Origin of the sequence: Alcanivorax sp., assembly GCF_017794965.1 — a bacterium.
GTDB lineage: Bacteria > Pseudomonadota > Gammaproteobacteria > Pseudomonadales > Alcanivoracaceae > Alcanivorax.
Window position 1 is genome coordinate 365,291 of sequence record NZ_CP051240.1, and the last position, 19,885, is coordinate 385,175.

A 19,885-nucleotide genomic window follows, 5' to 3' on the forward strand; every position below is an offset into this window, starting at 1 on the left:
TGGGTTGGGCCGGACATTGTATGCAAGATGGAGGGCGGTGCACTCGCCGTACGGACAGTTCCTGGCGGCGGGGAAGACACCCGTCACAGGGCGGTCATTGACTGTGACGGGGGAGCGGGTGAGCCCGCCAACGGGGTTATTGAAAGCTGCCCAGCTTGCTGCGCACCTGGGTGAGGCTGCCGGCCTTGAGTTCACTTTCGAAACTGGCCTTGCCTTCCGGGAACAGCAATACCACGGTAGAACCCAGCAAAAAGCGCCCCAATTCATCGCCTTTCTGGAGGGTGATGGGCTGGGTGCGCTGGTAGTCGGTGGTCTGGACTTCGCGGGGCAGCGGGCAGACCTGGCCAGAGAAGACCGTTTCGATGCCCGCCACGATCATGGCGCCCACCAGAATCACCGCCATGGGGCCGTTATCCGTGTCGAAGATGCACACCAGCCGCTCGTTACGGGCGAACAGGTTGGGCACCCCATTGGCGGTGGCTTCATTCACAGAAAACAGGTCGCCGGGTACGTAGCGGGTTTCGCGCAGGGTGCCGGTGAATGGCATGTGGACGCGATGGTAATCCCGGGGTGACAGGTAAATGGTGGCGAACTGGCCGTTGGTAAATTCGCTGGCCAGGGCGCTGTCGCCGCCCACCAGATCATACAGGGAGTAGTCATGCCCCTTGGCCTGGAACACCTGGTTGGCGCGGATGGCGCCCAGCTGGCTGACCGCCCCATCCGCCGGGCAGGCGATGTCGTTCACCGCATCGGCTTCCAGTGGGCGGGCATCCGCTTTCAGGGCGCGGGTAAAGAAAGCATTGAAAGTGGGGAACTGGTCCGGATCCTGAATCTCGGCCTCGGACAGGTCAATGCCGAAGCGTTTCATGAACTGGTTGATGAAGGTGGTCTTGATCCACGGCACCTCACTACGGGCCAGCATGCCGACCAGACGGGAAAGTCCGTGCTGGGGAACCAGATACTGCAGAATCACAAAAAGCTTGTCGCGTAGGCTCAAGGTGTTGTCCTTGTGGTTGCGTGGTTGTGGACGCGCTGCTCGCCGGGACCGGATTATTCCGGTTTCTCCACCGGGGTGTCCGGGTGATTGCCCCATTCCGCCCAGGAGCCGGCGTAGCCCCGCAGGCGCGGATAGCCGAGGATCTTGCCCACCAGCCAGGAAAAGCTGGAGCGGTGATGAGTCTGGCAGTGGCAAATCACTTCCTTGTCCGGCGTAATGCCGCGGGCTTCCAGTTCAGCGCGGATCTCGTCCAGCGGGCGCAGGCGCAGGTTGTTGCTGCGATCCATGGCCTCGGTCCATTCGTAGTGGATGGCGCCGGGGATATGACCTGCCTTCTGGGCGAAGGCGCGCACACCGGCGTATTCCTCTTCGGAGCGGGAGTCCCACAGGGCCAGGGCCGGGTTGTCGAAGTTCTTGAGCAGGTAGTCCAGATGCACTTCGGTGAGCGGGTCATGCTCACCGACTTCGTAGTCGCTGGGCTCAGGCTCCGGGGACTCGCTGCTGGTGGGGTGCCCCTCGGCCAGCCAGGCGTGGATACCACCGTTCAGATAGCTGTAGTGTTTGTGGCCAATGGCATCCAGGGTCCACAGCAGGCGCCCGGCCCAGCCGCCGCCCTCATCATCGTAGGCCACCACATGGGTGTCCGGGGTCAGCCCCAGGCTGGAGAACAGATCCCCCAGCGCATCGTCACTGGGAATCATCCCCGGCGCCGGCTGGGCGCCGCTCTGCAACCGCTTGAAATCCAGATGAATCGCCCCGGGCACATGGGCCTGCACGTAGATGGAGGGCTTGCTCAGATCAATGATCAGCAGCTTGTCATCGTCAAGATGCCTGGCGAGTTCGGCGGGTTCTAGCAGTAGAGGGAGCATAAGAAGGCAATGAATAGTTAATAATGAATAATGAATAATGAATAGCGAAACAACTTCGCGAAGCGAAGTCCAATTATTAACTATTCATTATTCATTATTAACTGGTTCACTGGTACCTCTCCCGCCCTTCCTCATCCAGCGTATCGGCGATCTGGTAGAAGTTTTCCAGCCGTTCTTCGCTGATGGCGCCGCTGTCGGCGGCTTCGAGGAAGGCGCAGCCGGGTTCGTTGCGGTGGGAGCAGTTGCGGAATTTGCAGTGGCCGGCCAGTTCGGAGAGTTCCCGGTAGCCGTGCAGCAGTTCGTCCTCGCTGATGTGCCAGAGGCCGAATTCGCGGATGCCGGGGGAGTCGATCAGTTCGCCGCCGGTGGGCAGGTGGAATAGGCGGGCGGTGACGGTGGTGTGCTGGCCCAGACCTGAGGTGCTGGACAGATCGCCCACATCCAGTGCCGCTTCCGGCAGGACCGCATTCACCAGCGACGATTTGCCGACACCGGATTGCCCCACAAACACGCTGATCTTGCCCTTGAGGATCTCGTGCAGCGGCGCCAGGCCGTTGTGGTCATGGGCGCTGAGCTCCAGTACCGGGTAATCCAGCGCTTCATACATGGCTTTCAGTTCGTCGATAAAGGGGCGAAGCTCTTCGTCAATCAGGTCGGCCTTGTTGAGCACCAGGGTAGCCGGGATGCCAGATAATTCCGCTGCCACCAGATAACGGTCCAGCAGGGTGCTGGACGGGGTGGGCAGGGGCGCGAACACCACCAGCATTTGTTCCACGTTGGCGGCCACCGGCTTCAGGTTGCCGTAGGGGTCCGGGCGTTTGAGAACTGTATCGCGGGGATCGATGGCCACCACCACGCCCAGTCCCTCACTCTTGGGTGGCTGCCAGATGACCCGGTCGCCCACCACCAGTTGTTCCAGGGTGGCGCGGAAGTGACAGCGGCGGCTTTCGCCATCGGCGCTTTCCACTTGCACCTGCTGGCCAAAGTGGGCGGTGATAATGCCCTGCTGCTCGTCGCCCAGGTCGTCTGCCACCAGCTCTTCCAGCTGGTCGTTGCGTTTCTGGGCGCGTTCGCGCTTCTCTGCCTGGATCTTTTCAATGCGCCAGCGCTGGCGGCGGTTGAGTTTACGTTTGGCCACGGTGGTATGGGTATCATTCCGGTATTGGGTTGGGGCCATGCTACCATGCGGTCACAGCCACCGCGTAGCCAAGAGACAAGCCATGACCGACAAGCGCAACAATCTGATCTGGATCGATCTGGAAATGACCGGCCTGAGCCCGGAGAACGATCGCATCATCGAAATCGCTACCATCGTCACCGATTCCCAGCTCAATGTGCTGGCAGAAGGGCCGGTGCTGGCGGTGCATCAGAGTGATGAGCTGCTGGACGCCATGGACGAGTGGAATACCGAGCACCACAACAATTCCGGTCTGGTGAAGCGGGTGCAGGAAAGCCGCATCAGCGAGATGCAGGCCCAGGCCCAGACTATCGACTTCCTGAAAGAATACGTGGAACCGGGCATGTCCCCCATGTGCGGCAACAGCATCTGCCAGGATCGCCGTTTCATGGCCAACTACATGCAGGAACTGGAAGCGTTCTTCCATTACCGCAATCTGGATGTGTCCACCCTGAAGGAACTGGCGCGGCGCTGGAAGCCGGAAATCCTGGAAGGCTTCAAGAAGGAAGGCAAGCATCTGGCGCTGGACGACATCCGTGAATCCATCGCCGAGCTGAAGTACTACCGCGAGCATTTTATTGGCTGTTGAAGCTTGTACGCGGCTCGCAAAATTTTCGCCGTAGGAGCGGCGCTTGAGCCGCGAACAGCCTTACTTCGGAATCCTCGCTACGCTCGATTCGCGGCTCAAGCGCCGCTCCTACGGGGGGTCATTTTAGGTCGCGATGTGCTGCTCCAGCGCCCACTGCACATGTTCCTGCACGGTGTCATCCGGGTAATCGCGTCTTTCTTCCAGCGCCTGGATAACGTCCTCTGACGTGGGGGCATTGCCCAGTGCTACCGCAATATTCCTCAGCCATTTTTCATAGCCTGCACGACGGATCGCCGACCCGGCGGTGCGTTCCAGAAACTCTTCCTCATTCCATCCGAATAGCGTGACAAGATCACTGTCGCCCAGGCCGTGGCGAGGGTGGAAATCGGTCTCGCCGGTGTGTCGGGCGTAGCGGTTCCAGGGGCACATCAGCTGGCAGTCGTCGCAGCCGAAGATGCGGTTGCCGATGTCGCGGCGCAGGTCCTCAGGGATGCTGCCATCGTGTTCGATGGTCAGGTAGGAAATGCAGCGCCGGGCGTCCAGTTGGTAGGGCGCGACAATCGCATCGGTGGGGCAGACGGTGATGCAGGCCTTGCACTTGCCGCAGTGGTCCTCGCCGGGCTCGTCGACCGGCAGGGGGATGTCCGTGTAGATTTCGCCAAGGAAAAACCAACTGCCGGCTTCCCGGTTCAGCACCAGGGTGTGTTTGCCTTGCCAGCCGAGACCGGCCTTGGCTGCCAAGGGCTTTTCCATCACCGGCGCGCTGTCCACAAAGGCGCGGGCCAGCTCGCTGTCGCCCACTTCCGCGCGAATTTTTGCCGCCAGGGTAGCCAGCCGCTTGCGAATCAATTTGTGGTAATCACGGCCCAGGGCATAGCGGGACACATAGGCCTTGTCCTTCTCCTGTAGCATCTTCACCGGCGCGGTGTCCGGTGGCAGGTAATCCATGCGTGCGGAAATCACCCGCAGGGTGCCGGGTTCCAGTTCGGCAGGCCGATAACGCTTGTGGCCATGGGCGGCCATCCATTCCATCTGCCCCTGATAGCCGGCTTCCAGCCAGGCCTTCAGCGCCGCTTCGGCGGCGGACAGGTCGGTATCGGCAATACCGATCTGCTGGAAGCCGAGTTCGCGGCCCCATTGCTGGATTTTGTCCTTGAGCTGATGCAGATCCATGGGTTTCTGAACGGCGGGGTCCCGTGGGTATAATGGCGTAAATTCCTGTACGCAAGAGCGTACCGCAAAGGCGAAGGATAACATGACCGCACTGCCAACCGCGCTTTATACCGCAGCACAGACCCGGGAGCTGGACCGGCTGGCGATCGCTGCAGGTACCCCCGGTGCCGAGCTGATGCTCCGTGCCGGGCAGGCGGCGTTCAACGCCCTGTGTGAACGCTGGCCGGAAGCCCGTCGCATCGCGGTGTTATGTGGTGGTGGCAATAATGGTGGCGACGGGTATGTGGTGGCGGCACTGGCCCACGAGGCAGGTTTGCAGCCCAGCATCCATTTTATCAAGACGCCGGATTCCCTGAGCGGTGATGCCCTGACCATGGCACAGCGCTGCCAGGCCTTGCAGATACCCATGCAACCGCTGTCGGTGACGGCCATGCCAGCCGGGGCCGACGTGCTGGTGGACGGCCTGTTTGGTACCGGCCTGGCGGGGCCGTTGCGAGAAGACGTAAGCCGCCTGATCGCGGCACTGGATGATTTGCCTGTGCCGCGACTGGCGCTGGATATCCCTTCCGGGCTCAGCGCCGATACCGGCATGCCTCTGGGGGCGGTGTTGCGGGCAGATATCACCTGTACTTTTATCGGCCTCAAGCGCGGCCTGCTCACCGCTCAGGGACCGGTGCACACGGGGATATTGTGCTTCTTCGACCTGCAGGTGCCCCGTGATGTGTATCAGCAGGTGCCGGCGGACGTGAGCGTGCCGACACCGGACAGGCTGTTGGAGGTGTTGTCGCCGCGAGATCTGGATGGCCATAAAGGTCGCTATGGGCATGTGCTGGTGATCGGCGGTGATCATGGCTTTCCCGGGGCGCCGATCATGTCGGCCCAGGCGGCGGCACGCTGTGGCGCCGGCAAGGTCAGCCTGATCACCCGGCCCGAACACGTGCCGGTGATGATTGCGCGACAGCCGGAAGTGATGGCTCGTGGTGTGGACCGGCCTGCCGAGGCCGTGTCATTGATCGAGGCCGCCTCGGTGATCGCCATTGGGCCGGGGCTGGCCCGGCAGGATTGGGGGCGTGGGCTGCTGGAGCTGGCCCTGGACAGTGGCAAGCCGATGGTGGTGGATGCCGACGCGCTGAACCTGTTGGCAGAGAGTCAGGATGTGGGGGAGGCGGACTGGGTACTGACGCCGCACCCTGGCGAAGCGGCGAGATTGCTGAACGCGAACCAGGGTGAAGTCCAGCGGGACCGCTTTGCCGCCCTGGAAAGTCTCCATGCCCGGTTTGGTGGCACCGTGCTGCTGAAGGGCCTGGGGACGCTGGTTCAGGGCAGTGAGGGCCGCGCCCTGATCCGCGAGGGAAATCCGGGGATGGCCAGCGGCGGCATGGGCGATGTGCTCACCGGGGTGATCGCCGCTCTGCGCGCGCAGGGCTTGAGCGGTTATGATGCGGCACGCTTTGCTGCCATGGTGCATGCCCGTGCGGCGGATGCCTGCGCCCGTGACAAGGGCGAACGCGGCCTGCTGGCCACGGATTTACTGGATGTCCTCAGAGAGAATTTGAATGAGTATTGTCCCTGTGACGGTTGAACAGATCGACCTGCCGGATGAAGCTGCAACCCTGGCGTTGGGGGCACAATTGGCCCGCCGTTTGCTTCAGGAAAAAGGCAACGGCGCCTGTGTCTATCTGGAAGGGGATCTGGGGGCCGGGAAAACCACGCTGGTTCGCGGTATCCTTCGTGGTATGGGGCATGAGGGCGCAGTGAAAAGCCCCACTTATACCATTGTGGAACCCTACGAGCTGGAAGGCGTCCATATCTATCACTTCGACCTGTATCGTCTGGCGGATCCGGAAGAACTGGAGCTGATCGGGGTGCGGGATTATTTTTCTTCCGGCGACCTGTGTTTGCTGGAGTGGCCGGAGCGCGGGGCCGGGGTGGTGCCGGCACCGGATTTGACCATTACACTGGCCGTGGACGGCCATGGACGAAAAGCGACCCTGGAATGGGCCTATGACGAAACGCACTGACAATAAAAAACGTTTCCTTGCCGTGCTGCTGATGGTGGCCGGCTGGCTGACCAGTCCTTCCCTGTTGGCCAAGGAGAGCATTGATTCGGTGCGCTTGCACCGGGCGCCGGATCACACGCGGATCGTGTTTGATCTGCCAGCCCCGGTGGATCACAAACTGGACAAGCTGGCCAACCCGGATCGGGTAGTGCTGGATCTCAAGGACGCCCGGCTGGCGTTTGATATCAATTCGCTGGACTACGCCAGCAGCCCCATCGCCAACATTCGTGTGGGAGAGCATGCCGACAAGACCCGGGTGGTGTTCGACATGCGCGAAGGGGTGCGCACTCGCACCAATCTGCTCAAGCCCATCGAGCCCCATGGCTGGCGCCTGGTAGTGGACCTGTTCGACAAGACCCTGACGGACTCTGCGTCCGGTACCCGTGCTACGGCCGCCACCCCGGCCAGCAAGGCACCGGAAGTGCGCAAGACCACCCGTGACGAGCAGCGTTTGATGATCGTGGCCATTGATCCCGGGCACGGTGGCGAAGACCCGGGAGCCAGAGGCCCCAGCGGCACCTGGGAGAAAACCGTGGTGCTGCAGATTGCCAAGAAGCTGGAGAAATTGATCAACGATCAGGCGGGCATGCGCGCGGTCATGGTCCGCGATGGTGACTACTACGTGCCGCTGGCGGAGCGCCGCAAGATCGCGCGCCAGCAACACAATGCGGATGTGTTTGTGTCCATTCATGCGGATGCCTTTACCGATGCCCGTGCCCATGGTGCGTCTGTTTTTGCGCTCTCTAACCGGGGAGCCACCAGTGCCAAGGCGCGCTATCTGGCCAAGATCGCCAACGAATCTGACCGGGTGGCCGGGGTGTACGAAGAGGAAGAAGACGACAGTTCCCTGCTCAGTGTGCTGGCGGACCTGCAAATGAACGGCTCCATGGCCGGTAGCCTCTATCTGGGCCGGCAGGTGCTGATGGAAATGGGCAAGGTAACCAAGTTGCATGGCAACCGTGACAAGGTGGAGCAGGCCGGTTTTGCGGTGCTGAAAGAGCCTGAGATGGTGTCCATCCTGGTGGAAACCGGCTTTATCTCCAACCCCACCGAGGAGCGCAACCTGCGTTCCTCGGCCCACCAGTCCAAGCTGGCACGATCTATCCTCAACGGCATCGACGATTACTTCCGTTCCCACCCGGCGCCGAACAGCTGGTATGCCGCCCAGCGCCGTGAGAAGGGCGAGGAGTACCGTATCCAGCCAGGTGATACACTGTCAGAAATAGCTCGTCAGTATAGTGTCAGCGAGCAGTCCATACGCTCTGCCAATGACATTCGTGGTGATCGCATCATGGTGGGCCAGGTGTTGAAAATTCCCCGTTCCTGAGAGCGCCGCTTTCACAACCTGCTTCACGCGGGCATGCCCGGTCTGGCTGTCCGCGCTCAATGACGTTATCAAGGATTCATTTTGTCCAAGATTCAACTGCTGGATTCCCGTCTTGCCAACCAGATCGCCGCCGGTGAGGTGGTGGAGCGTCCGGCTTCCGTCCTCAAGGAACTGCTGGAAAATGCCCTGGATGCCGGTTCCGAATCCATAAACGTGGATGTGGAACAGGGGGGCGTGAAGCTGCTGCGGGTGCGTGACAACGGCCATGGTATCGAGCGCGACGACCTGCCGCTGGCACTTTCTCGCCATGCCACCAGCAAGATTCGCGGGTTGGAGGATCTGGAAGCCATCGGCACCCTGGGGTTTCGCGGTGAAGCGCTGGCCGCCATCAGTTCGGTTTCCCGCCTCACCCTGGCCAGTAATGTGGAAGGCGAGGCGGAAGGCTGGCAGGTGCAGGTGGAAGGCCGGGACATGGCGCCCTCTGTGACACCGGCAGGGCATCCCCGTGGCACCACCGTGACCATGCGTGACCTGTTCTTCAATACTCCGGCCCGACGTCGATTCCTGCGCACCGAAAAAACCGAATTCAATCATCTGGAAGAAGTGTTTCGGCGCATTGCCCTGAGCGAATTCAATACCGCTTTTCGGCTTACCCATAACCAGAAGGTGATTCATCAGCTGCCTGCGGGGCTGGACGATACCCTGCGTGCCGCCCGTGTCGCCAAACTCTGCGGCAAGGGGTTCATGGAGCAGGCGATCCCGGTGGATGTGGAGCGTGATGGCATTCGTCTGCATGGCTGGATGGGACTGCCCACCTTCTCTCGCTCCCAGGCGGACCTGCAGTATTTCTATGTGAATGGCCGGGTGATTCGCGACAAGGTGGTTAACCATGCAGTGCGCCAGGCTTATGCGGATGTGCTCTACCATGGTCGCCACCCGGCCTATGTGCTGTTCCTGGAACTGGATCCGGCCATGGTGGATGTGAACGTGCACCCGACCAAGCACGAGGTGCGTTTCCGCGAGCAACGCATGGTGCATGGTTTCCTCTACAGCTCCCTGCATCGCGCCATTGCCGAGGTGCGCCCCGGCCAGGATCAGGGCCCGGCGGTGGTGGAAGAGGGTCTGTCCATGCCGGCCGCTGCGCCCAGTCAGGGCAGCATGTCCCTGCCGGCACCGTCGGGGCGGCCCTATTCGCCGCCCCCTTCGCCGGGTGGCAGCTTCGGGTATGGCCAGGGCATGCGCCAGGCGGATGCCTATGGCGCACTGGTTCAGCGGCAGGTGGAAGAGGCTTCCCCGGCAGTGATGCCGCCTGCCAGCGAGGACGAAACCGTCCCGCCGCTGGGCTACGCGGTGGCACAGCTGCATGGCATTTTCATTCTGGCGGAAAACCAGCACGGCATGGTGGTGGTGGACATGCATGCGGCTCACGAGCGCATTACCTACGAACGCCTCAAGCAGAGCTGGTCAGAAGACAAGGTGCGCAGCCAGCCATTGCTGGTGCCGGTGTCGCTGGCGGTGTCCTCCCGGGAGGCGGACTTTGCTGATGAGCAGCCGGAGGTCTTTACCCGGCTGGGCTTTGTGGTGGAGCGTGCCGGTCCGGAAACCCTGGTGGTGCGTGAAGTGCCTGCCATGCTGCGAAACAGCGACAGTGAAGCCATGGTCCGCGATGTGCTGTCGGACCTGCTTGCCCAGGGCAGCAGTGAGCGCATCGAGCAGAAGCTGGATGAATTGCTCTCCACCATGGCCTGTCATGGCAGCGTGCGCGCCAATCGCCGCCTGACCATTCCGGAGATGAACGCCTTGCTGCGAGACATGGAAGCCACCGAGCGTTCCGGTCAATGCAACCATGGACGCCCCACCTGGACCCAGATGAGTATCAAGGATCTGGATCGTCTGTTCATGCGAGGGCAGTGAATGGACGCCGGACGTCGGACGCCAGACGCGTTGCCCGTGCTGCTGCTGATGGGCCCCACCTGTTCAGGGAAAACGGCGTTGGCGATTGAGGCTGCCCAGTCGTTGCCAATCGAAATTATCAATGTGGACTCTGCGTTGGTCTATCGTCAGCTGGATATTGGTGCGGCGCGTCCCACTCCGGAGGAGTTGGCAGTGGCGCCGCATCGGCTGCTGGGCTTCCGGGATATCACCGACCCTTATTCGGCGGCGGATTTTCGCGCAGATGCCCTGCGGGAAATTCAGGCGGTTCACGATAATGGCAAACTGCCGTTATTGGTGGGCGGAACCATTCTTTATTTCAAAGCCCTGGTGGAAGGACTGGCCCCGTTACCGGAAGCCGATCCCGAGGTGCGAGCAGAGATTGCTGCTTTGGCAGAGCGCGAGGGGTGGCCCGCCGTCCATGCTGCCTTGCAGGCGGTGGATCCGGTCACTGCCGCGCGCCTCAACCCCACCGATCGGCAGCGACTGCAGCGTGCACTTGAGGTATTTCGGGTCACCGGTCGGCCACTGTCGGCCTTTCATGCTGACCATCATACGGCTGTCACATTACGCGGGGATGGTTTAAGTCAGTTCAGTGCGTTGTCCTGGCCAGTTTACAGTGCGGCTCTGGCCCCGGCGGATCGTGGCTGGCTGCATGCCATGATTGAAAAGCGCTTTGACGCCATGCTGGCACAGGGGCTGGTACAAGAAGTGCGCGGATTACGGGAGATGCCCGGTGTGCACCGGGATCTGCCGGCGGTCAAGGCGGTAGGCTACCGACAGGTGTGGGATTACCTGAGTGGCGACTACGACCAGCCGATGATGGTACAGAAGGGGGTGATTGCTACCCGCCAACTGGCGAAACGGCAGTACACCTGGCTAAGAAAATGGCCGAATCTGGCATGGTTTGACAGTAATAATGAACAACAGCGCAATGCGCTGTCCGGCCAGCTTGCCAAGATCTGTAAATCTGTGTTTATTTGAAGCCGGGTGCTGCTATTTTGGTCTATAATGCATGGGGAGCCTCTGAATAACTCCTTGCATACTCAGTCTTTCAGGCTGGTTCGCAATCTAGGCGCACTTTTGAAGGCATGCTGGTTGCCTGTCGAAAAAGTGCAACAACGAGTGCGGATCAGCCTGGAAGACCCGGAGGGCGCGGCCTGGAGCGCCCATCTTTTGTGCCTTGCCTCTCGGAAAGGGAGCCACCCTGACCATCGAGCCAAGACACAACAGCTGCACGCTCCAGGCCACGCTGAGCATGCAAGGAGTTATTCAGAGGCTCCCCGGTAATTGGGGGGTGGGGATCTTGAAAACGTATTTCGCCATCCCATATAGGTCGGAACAAGCCGGGCCTGGAACCATTTATTCGGGTTGTTGACGAAAAAGATGTCTGATTGCGGATCAGGCAGGCAGCGGCCGTTCGGGACGGTTTCACTGTCGCAAACCGCGCTGATTGCCCGAAGTGTTGGGCACCACTTTTTACTGTTATTTCAAGGAGACTTGCCATGTCTAAGGGGCATTCTTTACAAGACCCTTTCCTGAACGCCCTGCGTAAGGAACGGATTCCTGTGTCTATCTTTCTGGTGAACGGCATCAAGCTGCAGGGCCAGATCGAGTCATTCGACCAGTACGTGGTTCTGCTCAAGAACGCCGTCAGTCAGATGGTCTACAAGCACGCGATTTCTACCGTAGTGCCTGCCCGTAACCCCCGTGCTGGTGGTAACCCGGCCATGTCCACGGGCAACGGTGGCACTGCTGCGCCGGCCGGCGAGAGCTACGGCAACCAGTAAGCCGTCTCTTCCGCCTCAAAAAGCCGCCTTCGGGCGGCTTTTTTGTGGCCGCTCGTTGCCGCTCTGCGGCTGCACCACGCTTCACGCAACAGGCAACACGGGAAAAGCGTTGCCACCGGGAGGCGCGCTTGATGTTTCATCTTGAGCATCAGGCATCAGGCATCAGGCAGCATGGATAGCTATTCCCTGCCTTTTTTGCGCCGCTGGTTTACAATCGGCACATTCATCCCCATATCAGGTCTCTATGGACTTATTTGATCGTACAGAGCAGTCGCGTACCGGCGCCGGCGAGAAAGCCATTCTGGTGCACCTGGATCTTCCGGACGCCATGGGGCGCGAGGATCTGGACGAATTTCATCATCTGGTGACCTCCAGTGGTGTTGAACCGGTGATGGAGCTTACCGGCAAACGCGACCGGCCTGACCCTGCCCTGTTCATCGGCACCGGCAAGAGCGATGAGCTCGCCCAGCTGGTCAAGGAGCACGGTGCGGATGTGGTGCTGTTCAATCATGCCCTCAGCCCCGCCCAGGAGCGTAATCTGGAGCGTGCGGTGAAGTGTCGGGTATTGGACCGTACCGGCCTGATTCTGGATATTTTTGCCCAGCGTGCCCGTACTCATGAAGGGGTGTTGCAGGTGGAGCTGGCCCAGTTGCGCCACCTGTCCACCCGGTTGGTACGAGGTTGGACGCACCTTGAGCGACAGAAAGGCGGTATCGGCCTGCGAGGCCCCGGTGAAACCCAGCTGGAAACCGATCGCCGTCTGCTGCGCGACCGCATCCGTGCCATCGAATCGAAACTGGAGAAGGTGCGCAAGCAGCGTGCCCAGGGCCGTCGAGCCCGGCAGCGCTCGGAAACCCCACTGATTTCGCTGGTGGGCTACACCAACGCCGGCAAGTCCACCCTCTTCAATGCCATCACCACCGGTGATGTGTACGTGGCCGACCAGCTGTTTGCCACCCTGGATCCAACCCTGCGCAAGGTAAAAGTGCCCGGTGTGGGGCCTGCCATTCTTGCCGATACCGTGGGCTTCATCCGTCACCTTCCTCACCGGCTGGTGCAGGCATTCCGCGCCACCCTGGAAGAAACCGTTAACGCCACCTTGCTGTTGCATGTGACAGATTGCAGTGCCGAAGAACGGGACAGCAATGTGGAAGCGGTGAACGAGGTACTGGACGAAATTGGTGGCGAGAAGCTGCCGGTGCTGCATGTCTACAACAAGGTGGATAACCTCGATGAGGCGCCACGCATCGACCGTGACGAACAGGGTCAGCCCTGGCGGGTCTGGATTTCGGCACACACCGGTGAGGGGTTCGATCTGCTGTTTGAGGCCATTGCGGAACGTCTGGCCGCTGGCTGGGTCGATTGTTGGGTGAGGCTGCCAGCCCATGCGGGTCGTTTGCGGGCTCGCCTGCACGAAGCCGGTGAAGTGCTTGACGAACAGGCGGCCATGGATGGCAGCATGCTGCTGCGCATCAATGTGAACCGTGTCCATTTCGAGCGGTTGCTGCGGGAGCAGGGACTGCGCGAGGAAGAATTGGTGGTGCCCGCGCCCTCAGGGACGGCGGACCCGGTTGCAGGGGAAGAGAGCCCTTCCTACAATTCAGAACGCTCGCCGAAGGCGGGATAACATTAATGCCGGAGGGCGCGCAGCCCGAACGGATTGGAGACCTACATGGCGTGGAATGAACCCGGCGGTAACAAGCCGAAAGACCCCTGGGGTGGTGGCGGTGACCAAGGTCCGCCGGATCTGGATGAAGCTCTGAAGAATCTCAAGGACAAGATCAATAATGTCTTTGGCAGCAAGGGCGGCGGCAATGGTGGCCGCAGTGGCGGTGGCTCCCCCTGGCCGGTGGTGATTGTCGGCATTGTGGTCGCCGCACTGGTGTACGGCTTTGTGGGCTGGTTTCAGGTTGATCAGCGGGAGCGTGCCGTGGTGCTGCGCTTCGGTAAATTCGACCGGATTGTAGAGCCGGGCCTGAACTGGCGGGCACCCATCTTCGAGCAGTTCGAAAAGGTGGACGTGGGCCAGAATCGTCGCTTCGAGATCACCGAAGAGATGCTCACCAAGGACACCAATATTGTCAGCGTGACCCTGCAGGTGCAGTACCAGGTACTGGATCCGCGCCCGTTCTTGCTGAAAGTAGCGCAGCCAGAGGCGATCCTCGAGCATGCCACAAGTTCCGCCCTGCGCCATGTGGTGGGGGCCTCCTCCATGGATGATGTGCTCAAGGACAACCGGGAAGCGATCCCGGTGCAGGTGCGTGAACGTCTGGCGGAATACCTGAATCGCTACGATACCGGTCTGGTGCTGCGTCAGGTGGTGCTCGACAAAACCGAAGCGCCCAATGCCGTACGAGACGCTTTCGATGACGTATCCAAGGCCAAGGAAGATGAAGATCGCTTCCGTAACGAGGCGGAAGCCTACCGCAATGCGGTGATTCCCCAGGCCCGTGGTGAGGCCCAGCGTGTTACTGAAGAATCAGAAGCCTACAAGCAGCGGGTGATCGATTCAGCCAAGGGTGATGCCGACCGGTTTACCGATCTGCTGGCCGAATACCGCAAGGCGCCTGAGGTGACCCGTGAGCGTTTGTACCTGGAAACCATGACCCAGGTATATGGCGCTACCAGCAAGGTGCTGGTGGATGTGGACAAAGGCAACAGCCTGATCTACCTGCCGCTGGAGCAGCTGATGAAGAAGAATGCTGCCAAGGCAGCTGACAGCAGCACCCAGAGCAGTGCGTCGCGCAATGCGCCGGCCAGTGCCGGGGCTGACGACGGGGGCAGTGGCCGCAGCAGCAGTCGCAGCCTGTACAGCACACAGAACCAGGGGTTGCGCTAATGAATAATCGTGGATGGGTCGCGCTTCTGGCAGTGGGTCTGGTGGCATTACTGGCGCTGGATTCCTTCTATATCGTGAAGCAGACCGAAAAAGCCGTACTCAAGCAGTTCAGCCGTATTGAGCTGGCAGACATGGATCCGGGCATCTACTTCAAATGGCCGCTGGTCTCGGAAGTGGTGAAAGTGGACGGCCGCGCGTTGGTCTATGACGTGCCTACCCAGGCGTTTCTCACCGCTGAGAAGAAGTTGCTCAACGTGGATGCCTTTGTGGTGTGGCGGATCAACAATGTGCAGCGCTATATCGTGAGTGTGGGTGGTGGTTCTTCCAATGCCCAGATCATGGAAGACCGTGCTCGCCAATTGCTTGACCCGCGGGTGAATGAAGCCCTGCGTAACGAGTTTGCCTCGCGCACCGTGTTCCAGGTCGTTGCCGGAGAGAGTGACGTGGAGGCGGTGGAAGACGGCAAGGCGATCATTCGTGATCCGGCCACCGGCGAAACCACGGAAGTGCCGACCGAGCAGCTGGATGAGTCAATCCTCACCAAGACAGAAGAAGGTGAAGCAGGCGAAGCGGAAAATGGCGTTGCCTCTGATCAGCGTGAAGCCCTGATGGATCAGGTGCGGGAGGAGGTGAATCTCTCCACTATGGAAGATCTGGGTATCGAAGTCGTGGATATCCGGGTGAAGCAGGTGGATTGGCCGGACCAGGTCCGTGGTCGTGTGTTCGACCGCATGCGCGCCGAGCGTCAGCGTGATGCCGCCGCGCACCGCTCCCAGGGCCGCGAGGAAGCCGAGAAGATCCGCGCCGGCGCTGACCGCCAACGCACCGAGATCCTGGCGGACGCCTACCGTAAATCCCAGGCGATCCGGGGTGAAGGTGATGCCCAGGCAGCGGCCATCTATGCGGGTGCCTACAATCAGGATAAGGAGTTCTTCCGCTTCTACCGAAGCCTTCAGGCCTACAAGGAAAGCTTCAAGGATCCGGAAGATGTACTGATTCTGGAGCCGGATAGCGAGTTCTTCCGCTATATGAAGGGGGCAAAGCAGTAATTAATTGCATTGCTGTTAGTAAACTCCGTTCATCACCTAAAAACCCGCCTTTGGCGGGTTTTTTTTATCCTGAAAAAGTGTTTCCTGTGTGCAATGCATTGATTTTAAAGGGTTTTTTTGTTTTTCTGGTGCGATAGTGCTCATTCGGTTTGGTTATTTTTACATTCCGTTAACGAATAAGTGGGGTTTTTTGTGCAAAATAAGCACCATGTCACAGAATGTATGGATAGTGTGACTGTTTTTTGTGAACTCGTTAACAGAATAAAGTTTAATATTCCGCACTTGGTTTGGCCGGAGTAAGGGTCGCCGGGCGGTACTGGGAGCCATAAGATGAAACTGCTTTTCTCTGTCTTGCTGCTTGCCATGTCCTCTCTGATTTGGGCGGAGGGGCCATTGAGCAGTCACATGGAAACCTTCCTGGTGACTGAAAATGAGGGCAAGGAAACCGTAGTCGCCACGGAGCAAGCATCTCCTGGCGATGTGGTGGAATACCGCCTGACCTATCGCAATACCGGTGATCAGCCGCTTTCCGGCCTTGTCATCACCGGCCCTGTTCCGGCCAACACTGCCTATGTAGGCGGTAGCGCCAACACCGAGGTGGACGCATCGTTCACCGTCAGCATTGATAACGGAACCCGTTTCCTGGCTGAGCCCGTCACTCGAGAAGTGAAGGACGCGGACGGCCAGAGCAAGAACGTCACGGTTCCCCCCAGCGACTACACCCAGGTGCGTTGGCAGCCAAATGGCAGCCTCAAGCCTGACCAGGAGCAGCAGTATCGCTACCGGGTGAAGGTGCAGTAGCTCCCGGGGGAGCTGACGTAGGAGCTAACGCTCCGAGGAAGTCTTGCGCGAGCGGCTTGATCGTCATGGTCAGCCGCATGGGGAGGGGCGGACCACTCGTTTCGACGAGGGGCCGCTCTCGCAAGGCTTTCTGAAACTAGAGGGTAAGTCAAAACATCAAACTTTGAGGATGAAGCCATGAAACATGCCTTCAATAAGGGCGTGTTGTCTTCGAAAATGGCCGTGTCCCTGGTTTCTGGTGGGTTGCTGTTTGCCGCAGGGCAAACGTGGGCACTCACCGAAGCCGGCACGGACATCAAGAACAAGGCAACCGTCACCTATGAAGACGCCAACGGCAACAGTTACTCCGCCCAGTCCAATGAGGCGGTGGTCACCGTTGCAGAAGTGTACGCAGGGACCCTGCGTAGCGACGGTAGCAAGGCCGGTGCTCCCGGCGAAACCGTGTACTTCAGTCACAGCCTGAAGAACACCGGTAACGCCCGTGACACCTTTGTGCTGAGTGGCCGTGATGGCGGTGCCACCGGTGGCGTTGCTTATGACGTCTATTGGGATACCAGCGGCAACGGCCAGCCTGACGCAGGTGAAAACGTTGTCACCCAGATCGAGCTGGATCCGGATCAGCAAGTCGAGCTGATTTTGGCTGTGCCGGTGGGGTCCAGTGCGACAGCCGGCAGCACGATCACCGCTACCCTGTTAGCCCAGTCCACGCGTGGGGATGGCAGCTACGACGGAGATGCGACCGATGGCGGTCTGGTTATCGATACCAGCCCAGCCAGTGGAGGCGCAGATAGCGGCTCCTATGATTCCGATGCGGATGGCTCGGCAGACGGTAACGATACCAACACCGACGTGGTGACCGTGACCACCGATGCAGTACTGGTAACCACCAAGTCTGCATCCGTGAATACGTCTACCAACACCATCACCTATACCCTGACCGTGAAGAACAACGGTGGCAGTGCGGCAACCGAGGTGAATATCTTCGATGCGGTCCCGGCCAATGCCACTTTTGTTGATATCACTTCAGTAAATGGTCTGCTGGCAGCCAATGGCGATACCTACGAGGACAATACTGGTGCAGATCAGGCGGTCCCGACTGATGCTACAACCATGTATGCCCCGGCCTCACTGGCCACGATTGATGAGCCGACGGGTGTGGATCTGGACGGTGACGGCACCAGCGGTGAAACCGGTATCCCCGGTATTCTGCTGACCGATGACAGCCTGGGTGTGAACACCACGGTATCGATCGTGTACCAGGTGAGCTTTGATCCGACGGCGCCTGCCGGTACCGAGATCAAGAACACCTTTGCGGCCCAGGGCAACCTGGACAACGATGTCGGTACCACCGAAGCAGCGGTAAGCTCCAACACAGTTACCACTGTGATTGGTCAGACCTACGCTGTGGATGCCAACGACACCGAAGATGGCACCGATGGCACCGATGACGACATCTACACTGTTGCCAGTGCGGCCAGTGGTGCCGTGGTCGACTTCAAGCACACCATTACCAACAACGGGAATGGCGTGGATGTGTTCGAGCTGAGCGCAGCCAACGATGCGACCAATCCGTTCCCGGCAGGTACCACGTTCACCTTCTGGAATGCTGCGGGCACGGTTCAGATCACTGACACCAACAGTGACGGTAACCCGGACACCGGCGAGCTGGATCCGGCGGAAGCGATGAACATCACCGTGAAAGCCGATTTGCCGGCCAGCGCCAGTGGTGTCGGCCCGTACCAGTTCAACCTGACGGCGACCTCTGCGGGCGACAATGCCCAGTCTGATACCTCCGCGGGTGTATTGAGCACCATTAATGCGGCGGCCGTGGATATTGCCAACACTGCCAACGCGACCGGTATGGGTGATAGCACGGTCGATGCCGACGAGAACACCGGCACGCCGACCACGACCAACACAGCAGCAGCAGGTTCGGTCACCTCGTTCAATCTGTATGTGGCCAACGAGTCCGGCAACGCCCAGTCCTACACCCTGGGTGGCACGGTGCCCGCGGGCTGGTCTGTGCAGTTTGTGGATGTGGGTGTCGATACCGATGGTAATGGCACAGTGGACAACACCAGCAATGCAGGCGATGTGGTCACAGCCACCCCGAACCTGCCGGCCGATGCGGTTTATCACTACACCGCCAATGTGACGGTGTCCTCCAATGTGGCTCAGGCCCGTGCGGATTACACCGGCGGTGATGCGGTGAACACCAATGATAGTGATGGCGACTACCCGATCACGTTTACGGTCACCTCTCCGTCCGACAACAGCATTACCGACAGCAAGCTGGATGCGGTTGATGTGGTGGCTAATCGTGATCTGAGCATCACGCCTGATGGCGCCAACCAGGTGCAGCCCGGCGGTAACGTGGACTACCCGCATGTGTTGTCCAACGACGGTAACTCCACGGAAACCGTTGAGTTGTCAGCCAGCAACAGCCAGACCGGCTTCACCAATACTACCCAGCTGTATGTGGACACGGACGGCGACAATGTTCCGGATGCATACCGTGAACTGAGCCAGCTGGCGGGCCTTGCAACCGCGGGGCAGTTGTGGGTGCGTGATCAGGCGGGTAACCCGGTGCAGATCGGTGTTGCGGATGCCGACGGTGACAACCTGCCGGAGTTGACTCTGGAGGCCGGCGAGAAGGTTGAAGTGCAGGTGACCGTGTTTGCCCCGGCGACAGCGTCTCAAGGTACCCAGGACACCCTGAGCCTCACTGCAGCAAATGAAGACAGTGGTGCAGGCGCGGCTGCGTCCGCCACGGCCAACGACGTGACCGAAGTGATTCTGGGTCAGGTGCGTTTGAACAAGCTGGCCGGCGTCGATGCAGATTGTAGCTGTAATGCCGCAACGCCTGACTGGAGTGCGGATTCTGGTTTTGCTGCAACTCAGACCACCCAGGTGGAGCCGGATCAGTGTGTGATCTGGGACCTGACTGCGACCAATGAAGGTGCAGCCACGGCCAAGAACGTGACCATCACCGATGAAACCACCCCTTACACCACCTTTCTGGCCGCGAAAGATTCTGTTCGTGCCTCAGATGGAGATGAGGTGACGAACTCCGGTACGGATCCGGAGGTGAAGTGGGTCGTTGGGGATCTTACTGCCGGTAACAGCGCCAACGCGAAGTTCTGCGTGCGAGTGAACTAAGCCCCTCCCAGGGGGCCCCTCTCTCCTCCGGGAGAGGGGGGCTTTCCCAAGGGCAGCGGAGCTGTCTTTGGGAAAGCCCTCAAGTGGGGACTGGGGAACAACGCAACAGCCATCTGGCCTGGG

The 19,885-nt window shown here is 60.1% G+C and carries 16 protein-coding genes; 12 read left to right on the forward strand and 4 right to left on the reverse strand.

Features of this window, described 5'->3' with window-relative positions; genetic code table 11:
* Positions 1-136 precede the first annotated feature (136 nt).
* The 3 genes from asd to rsgA form a co-directional block, all read right to left on the reverse strand.
* Complete coding sequence (gene asd, locus HF945_RS01715) at positions 137-997, reverse strand: archaetidylserine decarboxylase (protein WP_290524069.1); 861 nt, start codon at positions 995-997, stop codon at positions 137-139.
* Positions 998-1,050: 53 nt separating this feature from the next.
* The gene (locus HF945_RS01720) at positions 1,051-1,866 is read right to left on the reverse strand and encodes a rhodanese-like domain-containing protein (protein WP_290524070.1); all 816 of its coding nucleotides are present in this window, start codon (positions 1,864-1,866) and stop codon (positions 1,051-1,053) included.
* Between the two features lie 106 nt (positions 1,867-1,972).
* Entirely contained in the window at positions 1,973-3,004 is a 1,032-nt protein-coding gene (gene rsgA, locus HF945_RS01725; protein ID WP_290525374.1) for a small ribosomal subunit biogenesis GTPase RsgA, read from the reverse strand.
* Between the two features lie 82 nt (positions 3,005-3,086).
* Between rsgA and orn the strand changes: the two genes are divergently transcribed.
* Positions 3,087-3,632, forward strand: a complete 546-nt coding sequence (orn, locus tag HF945_RS01730; protein WP_290524071.1) for an oligoribonuclease — start codon at positions 3,087-3,089, stop codon at positions 3,630-3,632.
* A gap of 123 nt (positions 3,633-3,755) precedes the next feature.
* On the opposite strand, the gene queG is transcribed toward orn, so the two are convergent.
* Positions 3,756-4,805 carry a tRNA epoxyqueuosine(34) reductase QueG gene (gene queG, locus HF945_RS01735; protein WP_290524072.1) on the reverse strand — a complete coding sequence of 350 codons (1,050 nt, stop codon included), beginning with the start codon at positions 4,803-4,805 and terminating at the stop codon, positions 3,756-3,758.
* 82 nt (positions 4,806-4,887) lie between these two features.
* Between queG and HF945_RS01740 the strand changes: the two genes are divergently transcribed.
* The 11 genes from HF945_RS01740 (at position 4,888) to HF945_RS01790 (ending at position 19,762) form a co-directional block, all read left to right on the forward strand.
* Entirely contained in the window at positions 4,888-6,387 is a 1,500-nt protein-coding gene (locus tag HF945_RS01740) for an NAD(P)H-hydrate dehydratase (RefSeq protein WP_290524073.1), read from the forward strand.
* Positions 6,362-6,826 (forward strand): tRNA (adenosine(37)-N6)-threonylcarbamoyltransferase complex ATPase subunit type 1 TsaE, encoded by a 465-nt coding sequence (tsaE, locus tag HF945_RS01745; protein ID WP_290524074.1) that lies wholly within the window; start codon positions 6,362-6,364, stop codon positions 6,824-6,826. The genes HF945_RS01740 and tsaE overlap by 26 nt, the downstream gene beginning before the upstream one ends.
* Positions 6,810-8,192 carry an N-acetylmuramoyl-L-alanine amidase gene (locus HF945_RS01750; RefSeq protein ID WP_366492414.1) on the forward strand — a complete coding sequence of 461 codons (1,383 nt, stop codon included), beginning with the start codon at positions 6,810-6,812 and terminating at the stop codon, positions 8,190-8,192. Before tsaE ends, HF945_RS01750 begins: the two co-directional genes overlap by 17 nt.
* Positions 8,193-8,273: 81 nt before the next feature.
* Entirely contained in the window at positions 8,274-10,106 is a 1,833-nt protein-coding gene (mutL, locus tag HF945_RS01755) for a DNA mismatch repair endonuclease MutL (protein ID WP_290524075.1), read from the forward strand.
* Positions 10,107-11,108 carry a tRNA (adenosine(37)-N6)-dimethylallyltransferase MiaA gene (gene miaA, locus HF945_RS01760; protein ID WP_290524076.1) on the forward strand — a complete coding sequence of 334 codons (1,002 nt, stop codon included), beginning with the start codon at positions 10,107-10,109 and terminating at the stop codon, positions 11,106-11,108.
* A gap of 521 nt (positions 11,109-11,629) precedes the next feature.
* Positions 11,630-11,914, forward strand: a complete 285-nt coding sequence (hfq, locus tag HF945_RS01765; protein ID WP_290524077.1) for an RNA chaperone Hfq — start codon at positions 11,630-11,632, stop codon at positions 11,912-11,914.
* Positions 11,915-12,158: 244 nt separating this feature from the next.
* Positions 12,159-13,541: a ribosome rescue GTPase HflX gene (gene hflX / locus HF945_RS01770; protein ID WP_290524078.1), complete on the forward strand. Its 1,383-nt coding sequence runs from the start codon at positions 12,159-12,161 to the stop codon at positions 13,539-13,541.
* Positions 13,542-13,586: 45 nt separating this feature from the next.
* Entirely contained in the window at positions 13,587-14,753 is a 1,167-nt protein-coding gene (gene hflK, locus HF945_RS01775) for an FtsH protease activity modulator HflK (protein WP_290524079.1), read from the forward strand.
* Positions 14,753-15,802 (forward strand): protease modulator HflC, encoded by a 1,050-nt coding sequence (gene hflC / locus HF945_RS01780; protein WP_290524080.1) that lies wholly within the window; start codon positions 14,753-14,755, stop codon positions 15,800-15,802. The genes hflK and hflC overlap by 1 nt, the downstream gene beginning before the upstream one ends.
* A gap of 330 nt (positions 15,803-16,132) precedes the next feature.
* Positions 16,133-16,603: a hypothetical protein gene (locus HF945_RS01785; protein ID WP_290524081.1), complete on the forward strand. Its 471-nt coding sequence runs from the start codon at positions 16,133-16,135 to the stop codon at positions 16,601-16,603.
* Positions 16,604-16,780: 177 nt separating this feature from the next.
* The gene (locus HF945_RS01790; protein WP_290524082.1) at positions 16,781-19,762 is read left to right on the forward strand and encodes a hypothetical protein; all 2,982 of its coding nucleotides are present in this window, start codon (positions 16,781-16,783) and stop codon (positions 19,760-19,762) included.
* The last annotated feature ends 123 nt before the right edge of the window (positions 19,763-19,885 follow it).